Here is a 23,368-nt window from a genome sequence, read left to right as displayed (position 1 = left end):
ACGATCGGCCAGGGGAGGGCTGCCGCGTGACCCTGCTGCGCGACTACGCCCTGAGCGTGAGCCAGCCGACCCTCGCCGACGGCGAGGCCCCACGGTTCGACGAGGTCGTCGCACCGGACGGGACCCTGCGCCCGGCCTGGAAGGGCCTGGCCGAGGTTGCCGTCGCGATCACCGGCGACGACCTGCGCCGGCTGACCGGCGACATCACCCGCTTCCTCGGCGACGACGCCGTCACGTACGCCCGGCCCGGCGAGGGTCCCGGTCCCTGGCGCCTCGACCCGGTGCCCCTCGTCATCGACGCCGCCCAGTGGCAGCCGCTCGAGGTCGGCCTCGCCCAGCGGGCCGAGCTGCTCAACGCCATCCTGATGGACCTGTACGGCGAGCAGCGGCTGCTCCGCGAGCGCGTGATCCCCGCTCCGGTCGTGTTCGGTCACTCCGGCTTCAGCCGGGTCGTGGCCGGCGACCGCGACCCGCGGCCGCTGGTCCTCGCCGCGACCGACCTGGGTCGCGCCGCGGACGGCCAGTGGCAGGTGCTCGGCGACCGCGCGCAGGCGCCGTCCGGCATCGGCTACGCGATGGAGAACCGGCGCGTCATCTCGCGCGTGCTGCCCGAGCTCTACCGCGAGGCGCGCCTGCACCGCATGGAGCCCTACTTCTGGGCCCTGCGCTCGGCGCTGATCCAGAGCGCGCCCGGCGACCGCGCGGACCCGCGCGTCGTGGTCCTGACCCCGGGGACACACTCGGAGACCGCGTTCGACCAGGCCTTCCTCGCCTCCGCGCTCGGGTTCCCGCTCGTCCAGGGCGGCGACCTCACCGTCAAGGAGGGCTGGGTCTACCTGCGCGCGCCCGGCGGCCGGCACGAGCGGGTCGACGTGATCCTGCGCCGGGTGGACGCGAGCTGGTCGGACCCCCTCGAGCTCCGCGGCGACTCCCAGCTCGGCGTGGCCGGCCTGGTCGAGGCGGTACGCCGGGGGAGGGTCCGCGTGGTCAACGGACTCGGCGCCGGCGTACTCGAGAACCCGGGGCTGCTGCCCTACCTGCCCGACGCGTGCGAGGCCCTGCTCGGGGAGTCGCTGCGGCTTCCGAGCGTGCCGACCTGGTGGGCCGGCTCGCCGGTGGGTCTGGAGGCGCTGCTCGACCGCGACGACCTGGCCGTGCGCACCCTCGACGGTCCTGGCGCGGGGCTGGCCGGGCTGTCCCGCGACGACCTGCGGGAGCGGATCCTTGCCGAGCCCCACCGGTACGTCGGCCAGCTGATGCCGACCCTCTCGCAGGCGCCGACGTGGTCCGGCCACGCCGCGCTCCCGCGACCGGTCACGCTGCGCACGTTCACGCTGCGCTACGGATCGGCGTACCGCCCCCTGGTCGGTGGCCTGGCCACCGTGCACAGCCGCACCCTCGGCGATCCCGCGGACCGCGCTGCGTGCAGCAAGGACGTCTGGGTGCTGAAGGACAAGGCCGGCGACCCCGACCAGGGCCTGGCCGAGGTCCTGCCGATGACGCAGATGCGGTCGGTCACGGTGCTGGTGCCGCGCGCACTCGAGGAGGCGTTCTGGGCGGGGCGCTACAGCGAGCGCGCCGAGGACCTGCTGCGCATCATCCTGGCCACCCACGTCATCGCCGACGACTTCCGCAGCCGACCGCGCTCGAGCGGCGGCGAGGCGCTCGAGGTGATGCTCGGAGTGACCGGCCGGCTGTCGCCGGGCGGGCCACCGGACATCGACGAGGACTTCCGCTCGCTGCTGCTCGACGAGGACCGCGGCGGCTCGGTGGCGCAGTCGCTGGCCGGCCTGCGGGAGGCGTTCAGCGGGGTGCGCGACCAGCTCTCCAGCGACGTGTGGCGCACCTTCGGCACGACCGACCGTGCCACCGTCGAGCTGCGGGCGAACGCGCACAGCCACCAGATCGCGGAGTCGGCGGGGCGGATGCTGACCGGCATCCTGGCCATCCAGGGCGTCACCGCCAGCATGATCCGCGACGCGGCCTGGCAGTCGATCCAGACGGGTCGGTACGTCGAGCGCGCGCTGCAGGTGTGCGCGCTGATGCGCCCCACCGCGACGGTACGCCGGGGCATGGACGTCGATCGCGACGTGCTCAACGCGGTGCTGGCCGCCGCCGAGTCGTCGGTGACCCACCGACGGCGCTACCGCGGCAACGTGCGCTCGGCGGGCGTGGTCGAGCTGCTCCTGCTCGACCTCGAGAACCCACGCTCGCTCGCCTTCAGCCTGCACGAGCTCCGGGGCCACCTGGCGGCGCTGCCGGCATCGACCGGCTCGTCGCGACCCGAGCGTCTCCTCGACGACCTGCTCGAGGCGCTGGACCAGACCGACCTCGCGTCGCTGGTGGCCATCGGCGGCCCCGGCCGCCCGAACCTCGAGGCCTTCCTGGACCGCTTCCGCTCCGGCGTCGAGCGGCTGGCCGAGGCGATCACCGAGCTGCACTTCGCCGCCGGGCCGGCGCCGCGCCCGCTCGGCGCCCTGGCCACGAGGGTGGTGCCGTGACGAGCTACCTGGTCACCCACACCACGACCTACGGCTACGACGAGGACGTCACCGACTCGCTCGGCATCGGGCACGTCGTACCCCGTACCCTGCCGTGGCAGCAGGTCGCCGATCCGGTCGTGACGATCACCCCGGCGCCCGCGGACATGACGACCGACATCGACTTCTACGGCAACACCGTCACCTACTTCCAGGTCCTCGACCCGCACCGCACCCTCGAGATCGGCGCGGTCTCACGGGTCGACGTCGTGGCCCCCGAGTACGACGAATCCGCCTTCGCGCTGCCCTGGGAGGACGCGCGACCGCTGCTCCACCCGGACCTGCCGGGCGCGTGGTCCGCGACCGACGTCGTCGTCGCCTCGCCCCTGGTCGACCACACCGAGGACGCCCGCGCGTACGCCGCCGCCTCGCTCACCCCGGGCCGTGGCCTCGTGGACGCGTGCGTGGACCTGATGCACCGGATCCACCGCGAGTTCGCCTACGACAAGACCGCCACCACGGTCACCTCCACCATCGAGGAGATCTTCGAGGCGCGCGGCGGTGTCTGCCAGGACTTCGCGCACCTGATGCTCGCCTGCCTGCGGTCGCACGGCCTCGCCGCGCGCTACGTCTCGGGCTACCTGGCGACCACACCGCCGCCCGGCGAGGAGCGGCTGGTCGGCGCCGACGCCTCGCACGCCTGGGTGGGCGTCTGGGTCCCGACCGCCGCCGGCGAGGGCCAGTGGGTGATGCTCGACCCCACCAACGACCAGTGGGCCGACGACCGGTACGTCACCGTAGCCTGGGGGCGTGACTACGCGGATGTGCCACCGGTGAAGGGCGTCATCTACACCGAGGCGAAGACGTCCACGCTCAGCGTGTCCGTCGACGTCGCCCCGGTGCCGGCATGAAGGCCTTCCGCTGCCGGGCGTGCGACAACCCGCTCTACTTCGAGAACTCCCTGTGCGTGTCGTGCGGCTCGGCGCTCGGGTTCTCCCGCGCCGAGCGCGCGATCGTGCCGGTCGACGAGCAGGGCCGCTACGTCGACGGCAGCGGCGCGGTGTGGTGGGTGTGCGTGAACCTCAACGTGTCGGGCTGCACCTGGCTCGCCCCGCTCGAGGGCGGACAGTGCTTCGCGTGCGACCTGACCCGGACCCGCCCGGCCGAGGTCGACGCCGACTACCTGCTCGCCGAGCAGGCCAAGCGCCATCTCGTCGTCGAGCTCGACGCGCTGGGCTTCCCGATCAGGACCCGCGCCGAGGACCCAGTCGGCGGACTCTGCTTCGACCTGCTCGCCTCCGACGGGACCGACGCGACGCCCGACGTGGTGATCGGGCACGACAACGGGGTGATCACCATCGATCTCGCCGAGTCCGACCCGGTCTACCGGGAGAAGGTGCGCGAGTCGCTGGCCGAGCCCTACCGCACGATGCTCGGCCACTTCCGGCACGAGGTCGGCCACTACTACGAGTGGCAGCTCGTCGTCGGCGACCTCATCGAGCAGGCCCGCGAGCTGTTCGGCGACGAGCGGGCGTCGTACGCCGACGCGCTGGACCGGCACTACCGCGAGGGCCCGCCGCAGGGCTGGCAGGCCGACCACCTCTCGACGTACGCGACGATGCACCCGTTCGAGGACTTCGCCGAGACCTTCGCGCACTACCTGCACATCTGCGACACCCTCGACTCCGCCGCCGAGCACGGGCTGATCATGCTCGCGCCGATCGGCACCTTCTCCCGCTTCCGCGATGTCGTGACCGGCGTCTGGATGCCGCTCGCCACCGCGCTCAACGTGATCAGCCGCAGCATGGGCAAGGACGACCTATACCCGTTCGTGATCCCCGAGCCGGTGCTGGCCAAGCTGGACTTCGTGGCCGCACTGCCGCGCTGAGCAGGGAATAGCGATCAGCGACGGGCGGTTGCGGGGTGGAGTGAGCGCAGCGGACGGTACGACGAGGGCCGGGTTCGCCGTGCTGTGGGTGGCCATCAAGCGCGAGCCCTGGATCTTCGCGGCCTCCACGATCGGCAGCCTGCTCTTCGGCGCGCTGACCGTCGCGGATGCCTGGGTGCTCGGCTGGTCGACCGACCACGTGGTGCTGCCGGCCTTCGCGACCGGCCACATCGGTGCGGGCTGGCTGTGGGCGGTGCTCGGCCTCTTCTTCGGCGTCGCGCTACTGCGTGCGGTCGGGATCGTGGCCCGCCGGGTCGGCGCGGGCGTGATGCAGTACCGGATGCAGGCCCACTACCGCCGCGCCGTCACCCGCCAGTACCTCTCGCTGCCGATGTCGTGGCACCAGCAGCACCCCACCGGCGAGCTGCTCTCCAACGCCAACTCCGACGTCGAGGCCGCCTGGGGCCCGATCGCGCCGCTGCCGATGGCCGTCGGCACCATCGCGATGATGGCGATCGCGGTCGTGCAGATGTTCCTGGCCGACACCGTCCTCGCGGTCGTCGGTGTGCTCGTCTTCCCGGTCGTCATCGCGGTGAACGTCGTCTACCAGCGCCTCTCGCAGGGCTGGGCGACCCGCGCCCAGCGGCTCCGCGCCGAGCTGAGCGAGATCGCCCACGAGTCCTTCGACGGCGCGCTCGTGGTCAAGACGCTCGGCCGTGAGCCGGAGGAGACGGCCCGCTTCCGCAGGGTCGCCGAGGACCTCCGCGACACCAACATCAGGGTCGGCCGCATCCGCGCCGCCTTCGACCCCACGCTCGCCGCCCTGCCGAGCCTCGCGGTGCTGGGTGTCCTGGTGCTCGGCGTCCACCGCGTCCTCACCGGCGCGACGGTGGCCGGCGACGTCGTCACGGTCGCCTACCTGCTCACCGTGGTCTCCTTCCCGATCCGCTCGATCGGGTGGCTGCTCGGGGAGTTCCCGCGCAGCGTGGTCGGCTTCCGCCGCGTGAGCGCCGTCCTCGCCGCCCGCGGCAGCATGGAGTACGGCGCCGCAACGCTGCCCGCGTCCACGACCGGAGCCGCCCTGGCCCTGCAGGACGTCGGCTTCGGCTACGACCCGGAGCGGCCGGTGCTCGCCGACCTCAGCTTCGACGTCCGGCCCGGTCGCACCGTGGCTCTCGTCGGCGCCACCGCCTCCGGCAAGAGCACGCTCACCACGCTCCTCAACCGCCTGGTCGACGTCGACACCGGCGCGATCCGGGTCGACGGCGTCGACGTACGCGATCTCGCGCAGGGCGAGCTCGCCGAGGCGATGGCCGTCGTGCCCCAGACCGCGTTCCTCTTCGATGACACCGTCCGCGGCAACGTCACGCTGGGCGCCGACGTCTCCGACGAGGAGATCTGGGCGGCCCTGCGGACCGCGCAGGCCGACGGCTTCGTGGCCGCGCTGCCTGCGGGCCTCGACACCCGGCTGGGGGAGCGTGGCACCAGCCTGTCGGGCGGTCAGCGGCAGCGGATCTCCCTGGCCCGCGCGCTCGTACGCCGACCGCGGCTCCTGCTCCTCGACGACGCCACGTCCGCGGTCGACCCCGAGGTCGAGGCCCGCATCCTCGCCGCCCTGCGCGGTGCCGTCGGCGCGACCCTCGTGGTGGTCGCCTACCGCAAGGCGACCATCGCCCTGGCCGACGAGGTCCTCTTCCTCGCCGACGGCCGGATCGTCGATCGCGGCACGCATGCCGACCTGGTGGCCCGCAACGCCGACTACGCGCGGCTGGTCAACGCCTACGAGAGCGCCGACGAGGAGGTGACCGCATGAGCGGCCTGCAGACCGGCGAGGACCTGGGCGCCCTGGAGACGATCCGGCGCGGCATCCACCACTCGCCCGAGCTGACCCGCGGCATGGGCGTCACCCTGCTGCTCGCGGTGCTCGCCTCGGTCGGCCAGGTCGTCGTACCCGTCGCCGTCCAGCAGACCATCGACCACGGCCTGCACGGCGCCGACGGTCCTGACCTCGGCTTCACGGCCCGGATGGCGGCTCTCGCCGCGGTGGGCATCGTCGTCACGGCGTGGGCGAGCTACGCGATGACGAGCCGGCTGTTCGTCGCCGCGGAGCACGGCCTCGCGACCCTGCGCACCAAGGCGTTCCGGCACGTCCACGACCTCCCGCTGCTCACCCAGAACACCGAGCGCCGCGGCGCGCTCGTCTCGCGCGTCACCAGCGACGTCGACCAGGTCAGCCAGTTCCTGGTCTTCGGCGGCCTGCTGTTCGTGGTGAGCGTGGGCCAGATGCTGATCGCGACGATCGTGATGGTGGTCTACAGCTGGCAGCTCGCAGCGGTGGTGTGGCTGTGCTTCGCACCGCTGTTCCTGAGCCTGCGCTACTTCCAGCGCAAGCTCTCCCAGGCCTACGGGACGGTACGCCGCCAGGTCGGCGCCCTGCTGTCCGCGATCTCCGAGCCGGTGGTCGGCGCCGCGGTCGTGCGGTCCTACGCGATCGAGAGGCGCACCCAGCAGCGCATCGACAGCGCGGTCGCCGACTTCCAGGCCGCGAGCACCCGCGCCCAGGGCTTCACGGCGTTCTCCTTCAGCCTCGGCGGCATCTCGGCCGGCCTGGCCAACGCGGGCGTGCTCATCGTCGGCATCTGGCTGGGCCAGGGCCGGCTCTGGTCGGGCGGCACCAGCTCCGGCGAGGTCCTGGCGTTCGCGTTCCTCGTCACGCTCTTCGTCGGCCCGGTGCAGATGGGCACGCAGATCCTCACCGACGCCCAGAACGCCATCGCGGGCTGGCGCCGCGTCATCGGCATCCTGGACACCCCGGCCGACCTCATCGACCCCGGCCCGGACGGAGCCACCCTGCCGAGTGGTGCCATCGAGGTGCGGTTCGAGGAGGTCGGCTTCGCCTACCCCGGCGGTACGCCGGTCCTCACCGGCATCGATCTCGCCATCCCGGCCGGCCGCCGGATCGCCGTCGTCGGCGAGACGGGCTCGGGCAAGTCGACCCTCGCCAAGCTGCTCACCCGGCTGATGGACCCGACCACCGGCCGGGTGCTGCTCGACGGCGTCGACCTGACCCGGGTCAGCGAGGCCAGCCTGCGGCGCTCCGTCGTACTCGTCCCGCAGGAGGGCTTCCTCTTCGACGACACCCTCGCGGCCAACGCGCGCTACGGCCGGATCGACGCCACCGACAGCGACATCGCGGCGGCCGCTGACGAGCTGGGCCTGGGCGACTGGCTCGCCGGCCTGCCGGGCGGGCTGGCCACGAAGGTCGGCCAGCGCGGCGAGTCGATGTCGGCGGGGGAGCGGCAGCTGGTCGCACTGATCCGCGCCCAGCTCGCCGATCCCGACCTGCTCGTCCTCGACGAGGCGACCAGCGCGGTCGACCCCGAGCTGGAGATGCGCATCGGGCGCGCGCTCGAGCGGCTGATGGCCGGGCGCACCAGCGTCACGATCGCGCACCGGCTCTCGACCGCCGAGGCGGCCGACGAGGTGGTCGTCGTCGACAAGGGCCGCATCGTCCAGCGCGGCCCGCACAGCGAGCTCGTCCGGCAGGAGGGCAGCGTGTACGCCGGCCTGTACGCGTCCTGGACCGCCCAGCTGGCTCACTAGACTCGGCCCCGTGACCTCCCTCGATCCTCAGATCGCCGATCGCCTCAAGCGCACCCCCGACGGGCTGCTGCCCGCGATCGTCCAGCAGCACGACACCGGCGAGGTGCTGATGCTGGCGTGGGTCGACGACGAGGCGCTGCACCGCACGCTGACGACCGGCCGGGCGACGTACTGGTCCCGCTCGCGTGGCGAGTACTGGGTCAAGGGCGAGACCTCCGGCAACCCCCAGCACGTCAAGGAGGTCCGGCTCGACTGCGACGGCGACACGCTGCTGTTCAAGGTCGACCAGGTCGGCGTCGCCTGCCACACGGGCGCGCGCACCTGCTTCGACGAGGGCCTGCTCGGTGGCTGACGCGGGTCGTCGTACGTTCGGCCCGGTGGTCCTGGTCGGCCTGGTCGGGGCGGCCCTGACGGCCGTCGGCGGGCACAAGACCATGCTCGAGGTGCAGGGCAGCTACCTGAGGACGCTCGAGGGGGTGAACCCCGCGGCGGCCCTCCAGGCGCGCGATGGGGTCGACTTCCCGCTGGCCGGCGCGCTGGCGCTGGTCGTCCTCGCGGCGTGGGGCGTGCTGCTCGTGACGCGGGGCGGCTTCCGCCGGGTCGTCGGCGGCCTGACCGTGGTGGCGGCCGCGGGCGTGCTCGTGGTCTTGGTGGTCGGCGGCTTCGTGCAGCGCGGCAGCGCGGCCTCGGACATGTCCGACCGCCTGGGGGTCACCGACGCCGTGCCACTCGACGCGACCACCTGGTTCTGGACGACCCTCCTCGGCGCCGTCCTCACCCTCGCCGCCGCGGTGGCAGCGGTCAGGTTCGCGCCGAGTTGGCCCGAGATGGGCAGCAGGTACGACGCCCCGACGGCCGGCGCCGACACGGGCTCCGCCCCGACCGCCCCGGCCGAGGAGCAGACCAACATCGAGTTGTGGAAGTCCCTCGACGAGGGACACGACCCGACTGCGTAGACTTCGGCCCGCAAGCACCGGAACACCCGCGAGGAGCGACAATGGCCGACAACCACGGCAACACCCCTGCTGCCTGGACCGCAGTCCTGATCTCCCTGGCCGGGTTCGTGGTCGGTGCCGTCGGCATCATGGTCGAGCCGGTCAACATGGCGATCTTCTGGGTCGGCGCCGCGATCGTGGTCGCCGGCGGTGTGGTGTTCGCGGTGATGGCCAAGCTGGGCTTCCACGAGCCGGGCCACTGACCGGCCACTGATCGGAGATGACCGCCGCGCTGCCCCGCGGCCGGCGGATGCTCCCGCCGGTCCTCGTGGTCGGCGGCCTCGCGGTGGCGACGCTCGCGCTGCACCTGCGTGACCCCCACCAGCACGGCAGCTGGGGCGTGTGCCCGACGTACGCCCTGTTCGGCGTCTACTGCCCCGGCTGCGGCGGCCTGCGCGCCGTCAACGACCTGAGCGACCTCCGGGTCGGCGCCGCCGCCTCGAGCAACCTGCTCCTCATCGCCTCCCTGCCGCTGATCGCCTACTGCTTCGCCCGCTGGGCGCACGGCCGGTGGACGGGGGAGCGCTGGCAGCCCTCGCCGCGTGCGGTCAACCTCTCCGCCGTCGTCCTCGGGCTGCTCATGGTGGCCTTCACGGTCGTGCGCAACACCGCGGCCGGCGCCTGGCTCGCCCCCTGATCGAGCCCTGAGCGCGACGACGCCCCAGCGCCGAGGCGCTGGGGCGTCGCGAGGTCGTGCGGGGCTCTACTGGCCGTACGGCGAGCCGTAGCCGCCGCCGTACTGGGGGCCACCGCCGTAGCCGCCGCCGCTGGAGCGGTCGTACTGAGCGCCCTCCGGCTTGGACGGCATGCACATCAGGACCAGCGTGATGATGCCGCCGACGAACGGGACGAGGCCGAGCAGGTACATCCACCCGCTAAATCCGCCGTCGTGCAGGCGCCGCACCGCGAGCGCGATGCTGGGCACGATGCTGCCCAGCGCGAACACCACGAAGAGCAGCCCGAAGAGGATCGTGAGGACCGGCACCTTGGCCACGATGCCGATGACCAGCGGCACGTAGAGGACCAGGAAGATCAGGATGAGGCCGAGGGTGGCGAACCAGTACTCGCTGCGGCTGGCGCGACCGTCGAACCGGGAGTACTTGGCGAAGAAGCGCTTGATCGCGTCGGCGAAGCCGATGCCGTACCAGGGCAGGTCGAGGGTGCCGGGGTCGCCGGTCGCGGCGACCGGCTGCTGACCGTACGGCTGCCCGCCGTAGGGGTTCTGGCCGTAGGGCGGCTGGGGCGGCTGTCCGCCGTACGGCGGCTGTCCGGGCGGCGGGGGAGGCGGAGTTCCGTAGCTCATCGTGCAGACCCTTCGGTTGAGCCCGGCCAAGACCCGGGCAGTGCACCTGACCCTAGCCGCTGCGTGACACACTCAAACCAGCAGATTTCGGGTGTTCCCGAAGAAATTCCCTGAGCGGACGGAGGCATGATGTCGGTGCTCGACGCGATCGTCGCGGGGGTCCGCGAGGATCTCGCCGTACGCGAGGCCGCGCTGCCCCTCGCCGAGCTGCGCGCCCGGCTCGCCGACGCCCCCGCGCCACGCGACCCGATGCCCCACTTCCGCGGGCCCGGCTCGAGCGTCATCTCCGAGGTCAAGCGCAAGAGCCCCAGCAAGGGCGCGCTCGCCGACATCCCCGACCCGGCCGCCCTCGCGCAGGAGTACGCCGCCGGGGGAGCGGCCGCGATCAGCGTGCTCACCGAGCAGCGCCGCTTCGGCGGCAGCCTCGAGGACCTGCGCGCGGTCCGTGCCGCCGTGGACACCCCGGTGCTGCGCAAGGACTTCATCGTCACCGAGTACCAGCTCGTCGAGGCGCGCGCCAACGGGGCCGACCTGGCGCTGCTGATGTGCAGCGCGATCACCGACGACGGCGAGCTGCGCACGCTCTTCGACACAGCGACGGACCTCGGCCTGACCGTGCTCCTCGAGGTCCACGACGAGGGGGAGGTCGAGCGCGCCGTCGCGCTCGGCGCCGACCTGGTGGGCGTCAACGCCCGCAACCTCAAGACCCTCGAGATCGACAGCGACACCTTCGGCCGCCTCGCCCCCCTGATCCCGGAGGACCGGGTCAAGGTGGCCGAGTCCGGCATCTTCAGCCCCGTCGACGTGAAGCGGTTCGTGGGCGAAGGGGCCCGCGCCGTGCTGGTCGGCGAGGCACTGGTCAAGGACGGCTCGCCCCGCGAGGCCGTCGCCGCGATGACAGGAATCACCGCATGAATCTCGATACGTCCCCTGCCCGCTTCGACGCAGACGCGGCCGGTTGGTTCGGCGGCGAGGGAGCGTTCGGCGGGCGGTTCATGCCCGAGGCGCTGATCGCCGCGCTCGACGAGCTCGACGTGGCCTGGCGCGGGGCCATGGCCGATCCGGCCTTCACCGCCGAGTTCGACCGCCTGCTCCACGAGTACGCCGGCGTGCCGTCGATGCTCTACGACGCGACCCGCCTCTCCGAGCTCGCCGGCGCGCGCATCCTGCTCAAGCGCGAGGACCTCAACCACACCGGCGCGCACAAGATCCGCAACGTGCTCGGCCAGGCGCTGCTGACCAAGCGGATGGGCAAGAAGCGCGTCATCGCCGAGACCGGCGCCGGCCAGCACGGCGTCGCATCGGCCACGGCGGCCGCCTACCTGGGCCTGGACTGCACCGTCTACATGGGCCGCGTCGACACCGAGCGCCAGGCGCTCAACGTGGCGCGGATGCAGCTGCTCGGCGCGGAGGTCATCCCGGTCGAGTCCGGCAGCGCGACCCTCAAGGACGCCATCAACGAGGCCCTGCGCGACTGGGTGGCCAGCGTCGACCACACCGCCTACCTGTTCGGCACCGCCGCCGGCCCGCACCCGTTCCCCAGTCTGGTGCTCAGCTTCGTGCGCGGCATCGGCGACGAGGCGCGCCAGCAGTGCCTGGACCAGTACGGCGCCCTGCCGGACGCGATCGCGGCCTGCGTCGGTGGGGGCTCCAACGCGATCGGGCTCTTCGCCGGCTTCGTGGACGACCCGGACGTGGCGATCTACGGCTTCGAGGCCGGCGGTGACGGGGTGGAGACCGGCCGGCACGCCGCGACGATCTTCGCCGGCAGCATCGGCGTGCTGCACGGCGCCCGCACCTACGTGCTGCAGGACGAGGACGGGCAGACCGTCGAGTCGCACTCGATCTCGGCCGGGCTGGACTACCCGGGCGTCGGCCCGCAGCACTCCGCGCTCGCGGCGGCCGGCAGGGCGACATACCTCCCGGTGACCGATGCCGAGGCGATGGCGGCCATGCGCACGCTCGCCGAGACCGAGGGCATCATCCCGGCGATCGAGTCGGCCCACGCGGTCGCCGGGGCGCTGCGGGTGGCGAAGGAGCGGCCGGGGCAGACGATCCTGGTCAACCTCTCCGGACGCGGCGACAAGGACATGGGCACCGCGCTGGAGTACTTCGGCTTGGGCCGGGCAGGCAAGGTGGCGGAGTGACCCACACCGTCTCCGAGGCCTTCGACCGGGCCCGGGCCGAGGACAGGGCCGCGCTCGTCGGCTATCTCCCCGCCGGCTTCCCCGACGTCGACGGCAGCATCGCCGCGCTCAAGGCGATGGTCGCGGCCGGCTGCGACATCATCGAGGTCGGCCTGCCCTACAGCGACCCGGTGATGGACGGACCGACGATCCAGGCGGCCGTCCAGCAGGCGCTGGACGGAGGCTTCCGTGTCGACGACCTGTTCCGGGTGGTCGAGGCGGTGGCCCAGACCGGCACCCCGACCCTGGTGATGACCAGCTGGAACCCCGTCGCCCAGCGCGGCGTCGAGCGCTTCGCGCAGGACCTGTACGACGCCGGCGGCGCCGGGCTGATCACCCCCGACATCACGCCCGACTACGCGCAGGAGTGGATCGCCGCCGCCGACGCGCGCGACCTGGACAAGGTGTTCCTGGTGGCGCCCTCGAGCACCGATGAGCGGATCGCGCGCACTACGGCCGCCTGCCGGGGCTTCGTCTACGCCACCGGCATCATGGGCGTCACCGGCACCACGCAGGCGACGGCCGAGGGTGTGGCGCCGCTGATCGCGCGCACCAAGGCCACCACCGACGTCCCGGTCGGGGTCGGTGTCGGAGTCAGCACGGGTGCTCAGGCCGCCGCGCTGGCGCAGTACGCCGATGCGGTGATCGTCGGCTCGGCGTTCGTGCGCGCGGTCCAGCAGAACGCCGGCGACCTCGCCGCCGGCACCGCCGCCCTCGCCGCGCTCACCGAGGAGCTGGCGCAGGGAGTCCGAGGAGGCCGGGGAGCGGTGCGTGCGTAGGACCGTCGCCGTCGCGCTCTCCCTCGTGGCCGCGCTGGCCCTCGCCGGGTGCGGCAGCAAGGACACGACGTTCTCCGGAGATCGCCTGGAGCACGTGTGGCCGGCCTCGCCGCTGAAGCTCACCGACACCAGCGGGGCGCCGTACTCCCTGGCGGGCGACACCGAGGACCACAAGCTCACGCTGGTGTTCTTCGGCTACACCCACTGCCCGGACTTCTGCCCGATCACCATGAACAACATCGCGGCGGCGTTCAACTCCCTCGACAGCAGCGACCGCGCCGACACCGGGATGGTCTTCATCACCTCCGACCCGGCGCGGGACACCACGAGCGTCCTGCGGCGCTACCTGGACGGCTACAACACCGACTTCGTGGGGCTCACCGGCTCGCTGGGGTCGATCATCAAGGTGGCCACCCCGTTCCACATCTACATCAGCAGCGGCAAGCTGCTGCCGAGCGGCGGCTACGACCTCGGCGGCCACACCACCCTCGTCCTCGGCATGGAGGACGGCAAGGCCGTGGTGCTCTGGAAGCAGGGCACGACCGCCCCCGAGTTCGCCTCCGACATCCACACCCTGCTGAGCGAGGACTGACGTGCCCGTACTCTCCATCCCCAGCCCCTCCGAGGGCGTGTGGCACATCGGCGCCTTCCCCGTGCGGGGGTACGCGCTGTGCATCATCGCCGGCATCGTGGCGGCCATCTGGATCGCCGAGCGGCGCTGGAAGGCCCGCGGTGGCACGTACGGCGACGTCCAGGACATCGCCATCTGGGCCGTGCCCTTCGGCCTGGTCGGCGGGCGGCTCTACCACGTCGCGACCGACTGGGAGAAGTACTTCGGCGACGGCAAGAACCCGGTCACCGCGCTCTACGTGTGGCGCGGCGGCCTCGGCATCTGGGGTGCGGTGCTGCTCGGCGCCCTGGGCGCCTGGATCGGCTGCCGGCAGAAGGGGATCCGGTTCGCGGCCATGGCCGACACCGTCGCCCCCGCCCTGCTGGTGGCGCAGGCGATCGGCCGCTGGGGCAACTGGTTCAACCAGGAGCTGTACGGCCGTCCGACCACGTTGCCGTGGGGCCTGCAGATCGACCCGAACCACTACCCGCAGAGCTGTGATCACCCTTACAACGGCAGCGCCTGCGACTTCGCGCCCGGCACCCTGTTCCACCCCACCTTCCTCTACGAGTGCCTGTGGAACCTCGCCGGCTTCGTGCTGCTGCTCTGGCTGGAGCGCAAGCTCCGGCTGGGCTGGGGACGGACCATGGCGGCGTACGTGATGATCTACACCGTCGGCCGCTTCTGGATCGAATATCTCCGGATCGACGACGTCCAGCTCGAACATGTTCTCGGCCTGCGCTTCAACGACTGGGTCTCGATCCTGTGCTTCCTGGGCGGGGCGACGTACTTCTGGCTGTCCCGCAAGCGGCACCCGGGCCCCGGTCCGGCGCCGTACGTCGAGGGCAGGGAGCCCGCGGCGGAGGAGTCCGAGGCCGATGGCGACGCCGATCGCGGCGCCGACGCCGACGTGGAGACGGTGGTCACCGAGGAGTCCACCGGCGAATAGCGGGGAGCGCCGCGAGGTTTCGCGGTGGTAACCTGACCTTTCCGCCGCGTGGGCCAATGCTGTCCCCTGCGCCCCACCTTCTTCTGTCCCTGACGTGCAATGACGTCGGAACCAGGCAGGAGACGAGTCGACGGGAGAACTCTGGTGCCCTACCAGCACGCGTTCCCACCGCCGGAGGGTCTTTACGACCCGCGCCACGAGAAGGACGCCTGTGGCGTCGCCTTCGTTGCGACGCTGACCGGAGAGGCCAGCCACGACATCGTGGCCAAGGCATTGACCGCCCTGCGCAACCTGGACCACCGGGGTGCCGCAGGTGCCGAGCCCAACTCGGGCGACGGCGCGGGCATCCTGATCCAGGTCCCGGACGCCTTCCTGCGCTCGGTCGCCGGCTTCGAGCTGCCGGCCCCCGGCAGCTACGCCGTCGGCACGGCCTTCCTCCCCGGTGACGAGGAGCAGGTCGCCAAGACCCGCCAGCGCATCGAGGAGATCGCGGTCGAGGAGGGTCTGGCCGTCATCGGATGGCGCGAGGTCCCGGTCAACCCCGACATCCTCGGCGTCATGGCGCGCGACGTCATGCCGACCTTCTCCCAGCTCTTCGTGCAGGGTGCCACCCAGCGCGTCACCGGCATGGCGCTGGAGCGGCTGGCCTTCTGCCTGCGCAAGCGTGCCGAGCACGAGACCGACGTGTACTTCCCGTCGCTCTCCAGCCGCACGCTGGGCTACAAGGGCATGCTCACCACCGAGCAGCTCGACGAGTTCTTCCCCGACCTGCGTGACGAGCGGATGGCCTCTGCCATCGGTGTCGTGCACTCGCGGTTCTCGACCAACACCTTCCCGAGCTGGCCGCTGGCGCACCCGTTCCGGTTCATCGCGCACAACGGCGAGATCAACACCGTGATGGGCAACCGCAACTGGATGCGGGCCCGCGAGGCGCTCCTCGCCTCCGACGTCATCCCCGGCGACCTGGAGCGGCTCTTCCCGATCTGCACCCCGGGTGCGTCGGACTCGGCCTCGTTCGACGAGGTCCTCGAGCTGCTGCACCTCAGCGGCCGCTCCCTGCCGCACTCGGTGCTGATGATGATCCCCGAGGCGTGGGAGAACCACACCGAGATGGACCAGGAGAAGCGGGACTTCTACCGCTTCCACGCCGCGATGATGGAGCCGTGGGACGGCCCCGCGTCGGTCGTGTTCACCGACGGCACCCAGATCGGTGCGCTCCTGGACCGCAACGGCCTGCGCCCGTCGCGCTTCTGGGTCACCGACGACGGCCTGGTCGTGATGGCCTCCGAGGCCGGCGTGCTCGACATCGACCCGGCGAAGGTGGTCCGCAAGGGCCGGCTGCAGCCCGGCCGGATGTTCCTGGTCGACACCGAGGAGCACCGGATCGTCGAGGACGACGAGATCAAGTCCGCGCTGGCGGCCGAGCACCCCTACGGGGAGTGGCTGCACGCCGGCATCGTCCACCTCGACGACATCCCCGAGCGCGAGCACATCGTGCACACCCACGCCTCGGTCACCCGGCGCCAGCAGATCTTCGGCTACACCGAGGAGGAGCTGCGGGTCATCCTGTCGCCGATGGCGAACACCGGTGGCGAGGCCCTCGGCTCGATGGGCACCGACTCGCCGATCGCCGCGCTCAGCGACAAGCCGCGCCTGCTGTTCGACTACTTCGCGCAGCTGTTCGCGCAGGTCACCAACCCGCCGCTGGACGCCATCCGCGAGGAGCTCGTCACCTCGCTGAACGGCACCATCGGCCCGGAGTCGAACCTGCTCGAGCCGACCCCCGCGTCGTGTCGTCAGATCGTCGTGCCGTTCCCGGTCATCTCCAACGACGACCTGACCAAGGTGCGGCACATCAACCGCGAGGGCGACATGCCCGGCTTCGTCACCCACGTCTCGCGCGGTCTGTACGACGTCGAGGGCGGCGGCGCGGCGATGGCGGCCCGCATCGACGAGATCTGCGCCGAGGTCAGCGCGGCGATCGCCGAGGGCGCGCGCATCATCGTGCTGTCCGACCGCCACTCCACCGCCGAGCTCGCGCCGATCCCGTCGCTGCTGCTCACCGGTGCGGTGCACCACCACCTGGTGCGCGAGAAGACCCGCACCCAGGTCGGCCTGCTGGTCGAGGCCGGTGACGTCCGCGAGGTCCACCACGTCGCCCTGCTCATCGGGTACGGCGCCGCCGCGGTCAACCCCTACCTCGCCATGGAGACCGTCGAGGACCTCGCTCGCGAGGGCTACTTCGTCAAGACCGACCCCGAGGTCGCGGTCAAGAACCTGATCAAGGCGCTCGGCAAGGGCGTGGTGAAGGTGATGTCCAAGATCGGCGTGAGCACCGTGGCGTCGTACACGGGCGCGCAGATCTTCGAGGCGCTGGGCCTGTCCCAGCAGGTCGTGGACAAGTACTTCACCGGCACGACCTCCAAGCTCGGCGGCATCGACCTCGACGACATCGCCAAGGAGGTCGCGGCCCGCCACGCCATGGCGTACCCGAAGGACGGCATCGCGCCGGCCCACCGGGAGCTGGTCATCGGCGGCGAGTACCAGTGGCGTCGCGAGGGCGAGCCGCACCTGTTCAACCCGGACACGGTGTTCCGCCTCCAGCACGCCACCCGGACCGGTCGCTACGACATCTTCAAGCAGTACACGAAGCTCGTCGACGACCAGTCCGAGCGGCTGATGACGCTGCGCGGCCTGTTCAAGTTCAAGGACGCCGCGGCGTTCGGCCGGGCGCCGATCGACATCAGCGAGGTCGAGTCGGTCGAGTCGATCGTCAAGCGGTTCTCGACCGGTGCGATGTCCTACGGCTCCATCTCCCAGGAGGCGCACGAGAACCTCGCCATCGCCATGAACCGGCTGGGCGCCAAGTCCAACACCGGTGAGGGCGGCGAGGACCCGGAGCGGCTCTACGACCCGGAGCGTCGCAGCTCGATCAAGCAGGTGGCGTCGGGACGCTTCGGCGTCACCTCGGAGTACCTCACGAACGCCGACGACATCCAGATCAAGATGGCGCAGGGCGCCAAGCCCGGCGAGGGCGGCCAGCTGCCCGGCAACAAGGTCTACCCGTGGGTGGCCAAGACCCGGCACAGCACGCCCGGCGTGGGCCTGATCTCCCCGCCGCCGCACCACGACATCTACTCGATCGAGGACCTGGCCCAGCTGATCCACGACCTGAAGAACGCCAACCCGGCGGCTCGGGTCCACGTCAAGCTGGTCTCCGAGGTCGGCGTCGGCACGGTCGCCGCGGGTGTCTCCAAGGCGCACGCCGACGTCGTCCTGATCTCCGGTCACGACGGCGGCACGGGCGCCTCCCCGCTGACCAGCCTCAAGCACGCCGGTGGTCCCTGGGAGCTCGGCCTCGCCGAGACCCAGCAGACGCTGCTGCTCAACGGCCTGCGCGACCGGATCGTCGTCCAGACCGACGGCCAGCTCAAGACCGGCCGGGACGTCGTCATCGCCGCCCTGCTGGGCGCCGAGGAGTTCGGCTTCGCGACCGCGCCGCTGGTGGTCTCGGGCTGCATCCTGATGCGCGTCTGCCACCTGGACACCTGCCCGGTGGGCGTGGCCACGCAGAACCCCGTCCTGCGCGAGCGCTTCAACGGCAAGCCGGAGTTCGTCGTGAACTTCTTCGAGTTCATCGCCGAGGAGGTGCGCGAGATCCTGGCCGAGCTGGGCTTCCGCAGCATCGAGGAGGCCGTGGGCCAGGTCGAGGCGCTCGACACCGTCGAGGCGATCAACCATTGGAAGGCCGCGGGCCTGGACCTGTCCCCGATCCTGCACAAGGTCGAGGTCTCCGAGACCCACTTCCCGGACCAGGCGGTGCGCAACACCGGCGTACAGGATCACGGTCTGGACAAGTCGCTCGACGTCACCCAGCTGGTGCCGCTGGCGCAGCCCGCGATCGAGAGCGGCGAGCCGGTGCGCGCGCAGCTCCCGATCCGCAACGTCAACCGCACCGTCGGCACGATCCTCGGCCACGAGGTCACCAAGAAGTACGGCGGCGCCGGGCTTCCCGACGGCACGATCGACATCACCTTCACCGGCTCGGCCGGCAACTCCTTCGGTGCGTTCCTGCCCAACGGCATCACGCTGCGCATCGAGGGCGACGCCAACGACTACGTCGGCAAGGGCCTGTCCGGCGGCCGGATCGCGATCCGGCCCGACCGGACCGCGACGTTCAAGGCCGACGAGCACATCATCGCGGGCAACACCATCGCGTACGGCGCCACCGCGGGCCGGATGTTCGTCCGTGGCGGTGTCGGCGAGCGGTGCTGCGTGCGCAACTCCGGTGCCTCCGTCGTGACCGAGGGCGTGGGCGACCACGGCTGCGAGTACATGACCGGTGGCCGGGTGGCCGTCCTCGGGCGGACCGGGCGCAACTTCGCGGCCGGCATGTCCGGTGGCATCGCCTGGGTGCTCGACCTCAAGGAGTTCCGCGTCAACAAGGAGCTCGTCGAGCTGCGCCCGGTCCCGGCCGAGCACGCCGAGGAGCTGAAGTCGCTCGTCACCGCGCACTACGAGGAGACCGCCTCGGAGGTCGCCGAGGCGCTGCTGGCCGACTGGGACGCCGCGCTGACGCGGTTCACCGAGGTCATGCCGCGCGACTACCGCATCGTTCTCGAGACGAAGGCTGCTGCCGAGGCCGAGGGCCTCGACGACGCCGCCGTCGCGAACCGCATTATGGAGGTGCTCCATGGCTGACCCGAAGGGCTTCCTCAAGAGTGGCCGCCAGGTCGCCACGCGTCGTCCCGTCGAGGAGCGCGTGCAGGACTGGCAGGAGGTCTACCCCGACGGCGGGATCGGCCGCACGCTGCTGCCGATCATCACCACCCAGGCCAGCCGCTGCATGGACTGCGGCATCCCGTTCTGCCACCAGGGCTGCCCGCTGGGCAACATCATCCCGGAGTGGAACGACCTGGTCTGGCGCAACGACTGGGACGCCGCCATCGAGCGGCTGCACGCGACCAACAACTTCCCGGAGTTCACCGGTCGCCTCTGCCCCGCTCCGTGCGAGACCGCCTGCGTGCTCGGGATCAACCAGGACCCGGTGACGATCAAGAACATCGAGGTCTCGATCATCGACAAGGCCTGGGACGAGCGCAACGTCAAGCCCCAGCCGCCGGAGTGGCTCTCGGGCAAGACGATCGCGGTCGTCGGCTCCGGTCCGGCCGGTCTGGCCGCGGCCCAGCAGCTGACCCGGGCCGGCCACACCGTGGCCGTCTACGAGCGGGCCGACGAGCCCGGTGGCCTGCTGCGCTACGGCATCCCCGAGTTCAAGATGGAGAAGTCGCACGTCGACCGCCGGCTGGACCAGATGCGCCGCGAGGGCACGGTCTTCCGCACCGGCGTCGAGGTCGGCCAGGGCAACCTGACCGGCGCCGCGCTCCGGGACCGGTACGACGCCGTGGTGCTCGCCATGGGCTCGACCGTCGCCCGCGACCTGCCGGCCCCGGGCCGCGAGCTCAAGGGCATCCACCAGGCCATGGAGTTCCTGCCGCAGGCCAACCGCGTCGCGCGTGGCGAGACCGTCGAGGACCAGATCCTCGCCACGGACAAGCACGTCGTGATCATCGGTGGCGGTGACACCGGTGCCGACTGCCTCGGCACCTCCATCCGCCAGGGCGCCGCGTCGATCACCCAGCTGGAGATCATGCCGCGTCCGGCCGACTCCAGCGGGCAGGCGGACGACCGTCCGGCGAACCAGCCGTGGCCGACGTACCCCATGATCTACCGGGTCTCCTCGGCCCACGAGGAGGGCGGCGAGCGCGTCTACGCGACCTCGACCGCGGAGTTCCTCGGCGACGAGGACGGCAACGTCCGCGCGCTGCGGGTCACCGAGGTCGGCCCTGACTTCAAGCCGATCGAGGGCACCGAGCGGGAGATCCCGGCGCAGCTGGTCCTCTTCGCGATGGGCTTCCTCGGCCCGGAGCAGGAGGGCCTGGTCGAGCAGCTCGGCGTCGAGCTCGACGAGCGTGGCAACGTCAAGCGCGACAACGACTACGCGACCTCGGTCGACGGCGTCTTCGTCGCCGGCGACGCGGGCCGCGGCCAGTCGCTGATCGTGTGGGCGATCGCCGAGGGCCGGTCCGCCGCCGCCGCGGTGGACAAGTACCTCACCGGGTCGACCACGCTGCCGGCGCCCATCCCGCCGACGGCCCGTCCGTTGATGGCCTGAGCCGTCACGAACCACCGGGACCCGGCCGCTTCGGCGGCCGGGTCCCGTCGTCTTCTCCGGCTACCGGCCAGTACGCCGGCGCCTTCTGGCGATGGCCCGCCGCCCACTAGGCTTCATGCGTGAGACGAGCCAAGATCGTGTGCACCATCGGACCTGCGACCAGCTCGGAGGAGAGGATCCGCGAGCTCGTGGCGGCGGGCATGAACGTGGCCCGGCTCAACATGAGCCACGGCAGCCACGAGCAGCACGCCCAGGTCTACCAGCGGGTGCGCGATGCGGCCGCGCTGGCCGGCCAGGCGGTCGGCATCTTCGCCGACCTGCAGGGCCCGAAGATCCGTCTGGAGCGGTTCTCCGGCGGCCCGGTGCTGCTCGAGGAGGGGCAGCGGTGGTGCATCACCACCCGCGACGTCGACGGCAACGCCGAGATCTGCGGTACGACGTACAAGGGGCTGCCCGGCGACGTACGCCCCGGTGACCCGGTGCTCATCGACGACGGCAAGGTCCGGCTGCGGGTCATGGAGGTCTCCGACACCGACGTGATGACCGAGGTCGAGGTCGCGGGCCGGGTCAGCAACAACAAGGGCATCAACCTGCCCGGCGTCGCGGTGTCGGTGCCGGCCCTGTCCGAGAAGGACACCGAGGACCTGCGCTTCGCGCTGCGGCTCGGCGTGGACTTCATCGCGCTCAGCTTCGTGCGCAACGCCAAGGACGCCGAGGACGTCCGGGTGATCATGCGCGAGGAGGGCATCGAGGTGCCGGTGATCGCGAAGATCGAGAAGCCGCAGGCGATCGAGGCCCTCGACGAGGTCGTCGACGCCTTCGACGGCTTCATGGTCGCGCGCGGCGACCTCGGCGTGGAGATGCCGCTGGAGGAGGTGCCCTTCCTGCAGAAGAAGGTCATCGTCGCGGCCCGTCGCAACGCCAAGCCGGTCATCGTCGCCACGCAGATGCTGGAGTCGATGATCACCAGTCCGGCGCCCACCCGTGCCGAGGCCAGCGACGTCGCGAACGCCGTGCTCGACGGCGCGGACGCGGTGATGCTGTCCGGCGAGACCGGCGTAGGGGAGTACCCCATCGTCACCGTCGAGACGATGGCGAAGATCATCGAGGCCACCGAGGAGCACGCGCTCGTCGACCTGAACTTCAGCCGCTTCGGGCGGATCAAGTGGAAGCCCCGGAGTCGCGGCGGTGTCATCACCAAGGCCGCCGAGGAGGTCGCTCAGCGGGTCGAGGCCAAGCTGATCGTGGCGTTCACCCAGTCGGGTGACTCCGCGAAGCGGCTCGCGCGCCTGCGCAGCTCGATCCCCGTCCTCGCCTTCACCCCCGAGGACCGCACCTGCTCGCAGCTCGCGCTGACGTGGGGCGTGCAGTCCTTCAAGACGCTCTCCGTCGAGCACACCGACGAGATGGTGCGCCAGGTCGACGAGGAGCTGCTGCGCATCGGTCGCGTCCAGGAGGGCGACCTGGTCGTCATCGTGGCCGGCAGCCCGCCCGGCATCCCCGGCTCCACCAACGCCCTGCGCATCCACCGGATGGGCGATGCCATCAACGAGGTGGCCCCGGCGTACCGACGCCGGTCCTGATCAGGTCTTCGGGCCGATCAGCGCGTCAAGGCGGGCGACCGCGTCTCGGCGGCTGACGCTGATCACTCTCGGGTTGGACTGGCGCCAGGCGACCTCGACCAGGTCCAGTGCCCAGCAGCACAGCTCGCGGATGTCGGTCGACGCGTTCGCGAACTGCCAGCGGGAGTACCAGTAGGTCTTCGGCTCGCCCGCGATCAGCTTGGTGGTCGAGTTCATCACGCGGCAACCATCGGAGTGGAAGAGGCCGCGCAGGAACTGTCCTGGATGGGTCTCGACGATCGCGCTCTGCCAGTCCTCGAGCACGATCGGCCGCTCATGCTTGCGGCCAGGGCCGTGCTGGGGGAAGAGGCATGGCCAGTGCTTCCAGCCGACCGTGGTGATCACGCAGCCGGGAGCGAGCCGCGTGTGGGGCCGGCCGCCGGGCTTCACGGCGCGCATGAGCTCCTGGAGCCGGAGGTTGTCCTCGGCGTATCGGAGGTCGTTGAAGATGTGGAGGTTGAAGACGTCCCGGCGCCCGCGGGAGATGTGGCCGTCGCCGAGGTACCAGCCGAGGAGCTCGGCGTAGGCGCCGCCATCGAGAGTGCCGTCCTCGCAGACCGGGCAGGGGACCGATGTGTGCGCCTGGCCGCGGGGGAGGCCGCGTCGCTGGTAGAGACGGCGCCATCGCCTGATGGTCTTGACCGCGACCCCGTGCTTCGCGGCGTTGTCGGCGTCGCGCATGCCGGCATCGGAGTCGGCGAGGGCGGACTCCACGACGGCCATCGACCGGATGTGCGGCACAGGATCAGTGTCTGTGCCGCCTCCGACATCGCAATTC

At 71.5% G+C, this 23,368-nt stretch carries 19 protein-coding genes; 17 read left to right on the top strand and 2 right to left on the bottom strand.

The window, feature by feature from the left end; all coding sequences use genetic code 11:
* Nucleotides 1–26 precede the first annotated feature (26 nt).
* From ACYU8V_RS09930 to ACYU8V_RS09890, 9 genes are read left to right on the top strand one after another with little or no spacing between them, the layout of a single operon-like run.
* Nucleotides 27–2,501 carry a circularly permuted type 2 ATP-grasp protein gene (locus ACYU8V_RS09930; protein ID WP_460847024.1) on the top strand — a complete coding sequence of 825 codons (2,475 nt, stop codon included), beginning with the start codon at nucleotides 27–29 and terminating at the stop codon, nucleotides 2,499–2,501.
* Nucleotides 2,498–3,391 carry a transglutaminase family protein gene (locus tag ACYU8V_RS09925; RefSeq protein ID WP_460847023.1) on the top strand — a complete coding sequence of 298 codons (894 nt, stop codon included), beginning with the start codon at nucleotides 2,498–2,500 and terminating at the stop codon, nucleotides 3,389–3,391. The genes ACYU8V_RS09930 and ACYU8V_RS09925 overlap by 4 nt, the downstream gene beginning before the upstream one ends.
* Complete coding sequence (locus ACYU8V_RS09920; protein ID WP_460847021.1) at nucleotides 3,388–4,368, top strand: zinc-binding metallopeptidase family protein; 981 nt, start codon at nucleotides 3,388–3,390, stop codon at nucleotides 4,366–4,368. Before ACYU8V_RS09925 ends, ACYU8V_RS09920 begins: the two co-directional genes overlap by 4 nt.
* A 40-nt stretch (nucleotides 4,369–4,408) precedes the next feature.
* A complete protein-coding gene (locus ACYU8V_RS09915; RefSeq protein ID WP_460847020.1) occupies nucleotides 4,409–6,181 on the top strand; it encodes an ABC transporter ATP-binding protein in 1,773 nt (590 codons plus the stop codon).
* Nucleotides 6,178–7,971, top strand: a complete 1,794-nt coding sequence (locus ACYU8V_RS09910) for an ABC transporter ATP-binding protein (protein ID WP_460847019.1) — start codon at nucleotides 6,178–6,180, stop codon at nucleotides 7,969–7,971. Before ACYU8V_RS09915 ends, ACYU8V_RS09910 begins: the two co-directional genes overlap by 4 nt.
* A 10-nt stretch (nucleotides 7,972–7,981) precedes the next feature.
* Nucleotides 7,982–8,323 carry a phosphoribosyl-AMP cyclohydrolase gene (hisI, locus tag ACYU8V_RS09905; RefSeq protein WP_460847017.1) on the top strand — a complete coding sequence of 114 codons (342 nt, stop codon included), beginning with the start codon at nucleotides 7,982–7,984 and terminating at the stop codon, nucleotides 8,321–8,323.
* The gene (locus ACYU8V_RS09900) at nucleotides 8,316–8,927 is read left to right on the top strand and encodes a Trp biosynthesis-associated membrane protein (RefSeq protein WP_460847015.1); all 612 of its coding nucleotides are present in this window, start codon (nucleotides 8,316–8,318) and stop codon (nucleotides 8,925–8,927) included. Before hisI ends, ACYU8V_RS09900 begins: the two co-directional genes overlap by 8 nt.
* Before the next feature lie 41 nt (nucleotides 8,928–8,968).
* Nucleotides 8,969–9,169: an HGxxPAAW family protein gene (locus ACYU8V_RS09895; RefSeq protein WP_460847014.1), complete on the top strand. Its 201-nt coding sequence runs from the start codon at nucleotides 8,969–8,971 to the stop codon at nucleotides 9,167–9,169.
* Nucleotides 9,170–9,186: 17 nt separating this feature from the next.
* Nucleotides 9,187–9,603 carry a DUF2752 domain-containing protein gene (locus tag ACYU8V_RS09890; protein WP_460847013.1) on the top strand — a complete coding sequence of 139 codons (417 nt, stop codon included), beginning with the start codon at nucleotides 9,187–9,189 and terminating at the stop codon, nucleotides 9,601–9,603.
* A 66-nt stretch (nucleotides 9,604–9,669) separates the two neighbouring features.
* On the opposite strand, the gene ACYU8V_RS09885 is transcribed toward ACYU8V_RS09890, so the two are convergent.
* Nucleotides 9,670–10,269: a DUF805 domain-containing protein gene (locus ACYU8V_RS09885; RefSeq protein ID WP_460847011.1), complete on the bottom strand. Its 600-nt coding sequence runs from the start codon at nucleotides 10,267–10,269 to the stop codon at nucleotides 9,670–9,672.
* Between the two features lie 129 nt (nucleotides 10,270–10,398).
* On the opposite strand from ACYU8V_RS09885, the gene trpC reads away from it, so the two are divergent.
* The 8 genes from trpC (at nucleotide 10,399) to pyk (ending at nucleotide 22,551) form a co-directional block, all read left to right on the top strand.
* On the top strand, nucleotides 10,399–11,184 hold the full coding sequence (gene trpC, locus ACYU8V_RS09880) for an indole-3-glycerol phosphate synthase TrpC (protein WP_460847009.1): 786 nt from the start codon (nucleotides 10,399–10,401) through the stop codon (nucleotides 11,182–11,184).
* Nucleotides 11,181–12,416 (top strand): tryptophan synthase subunit beta, encoded by a 1,236-nt coding sequence (gene trpB, locus ACYU8V_RS09875; protein WP_460847008.1) that lies wholly within the window; start codon nucleotides 11,181–11,183, stop codon nucleotides 12,414–12,416. The genes trpC and trpB overlap by 4 nt, the downstream gene beginning before the upstream one ends.
* Nucleotides 12,413–13,234, top strand: coding sequence for a tryptophan synthase subunit alpha (gene trpA, locus ACYU8V_RS09870; RefSeq protein ID WP_460847007.1), 822 nt, complete (start codon nucleotides 12,413–12,415; stop codon nucleotides 13,232–13,234). Before trpB ends, trpA begins: the two co-directional genes overlap by 4 nt.
* Nucleotides 13,227–13,826: an SCO family protein gene (locus ACYU8V_RS09865; RefSeq protein WP_460847006.1), complete on the top strand. Its 600-nt coding sequence runs from the start codon at nucleotides 13,227–13,229 to the stop codon at nucleotides 13,824–13,826. Before trpA ends, ACYU8V_RS09865 begins: the two co-directional genes overlap by 8 nt.
* A gap of 1 nt (nucleotide 13,827) precedes the next feature.
* The gene (gene lgt, locus ACYU8V_RS09860) at nucleotides 13,828–14,793 is read left to right on the top strand and encodes a prolipoprotein diacylglyceryl transferase (protein ID WP_460847005.1); all 966 of its coding nucleotides are present in this window, start codon (nucleotides 13,828–13,830) and stop codon (nucleotides 14,791–14,793) included.
* 144 nt (nucleotides 14,794–14,937) lie between these two features.
* A complete protein-coding gene (gene gltB, locus ACYU8V_RS09855) occupies nucleotides 14,938–19,494 on the top strand; it encodes a glutamate synthase large subunit (protein WP_460847004.1) in 4,557 nt (1,518 codons plus the stop codon).
* Nucleotides 19,487–20,968 carry a glutamate synthase subunit beta gene (locus ACYU8V_RS09850; protein WP_460847003.1) on the top strand — a complete coding sequence of 494 codons (1,482 nt, stop codon included), beginning with the start codon at nucleotides 19,487–19,489 and terminating at the stop codon, nucleotides 20,966–20,968. Before gltB ends, ACYU8V_RS09850 begins: the two co-directional genes overlap by 8 nt.
* A 119-nt stretch (nucleotides 20,969–21,087) precedes the next feature.
* A complete protein-coding gene (gene pyk / locus ACYU8V_RS09845) occupies nucleotides 21,088–22,551 on the top strand; it encodes a pyruvate kinase (protein ID WP_460847002.1) in 1,464 nt (487 codons plus the stop codon).
* Here the strand turns inward: pyk and ACYU8V_RS09840 are convergent, their stop codons facing one another.
* Nucleotides 22,552–23,331 carry a transcriptional regulator gene (locus tag ACYU8V_RS09840; RefSeq protein ID WP_460847001.1) on the bottom strand — a complete coding sequence of 260 codons (780 nt, stop codon included), beginning with the start codon at nucleotides 23,329–23,331 and terminating at the stop codon, nucleotides 22,552–22,554.
* Nucleotides 23,332–23,368 lie beyond the last annotated feature (37 nt).

It is taken from the genome of Nocardioides ultimimeridianus, assembly GCF_054777895.1.
The sequence above is the reverse complement of the archived record's forward strand: the minus strand, read 5'-3'. Positions and strand labels throughout refer to the sequence as shown.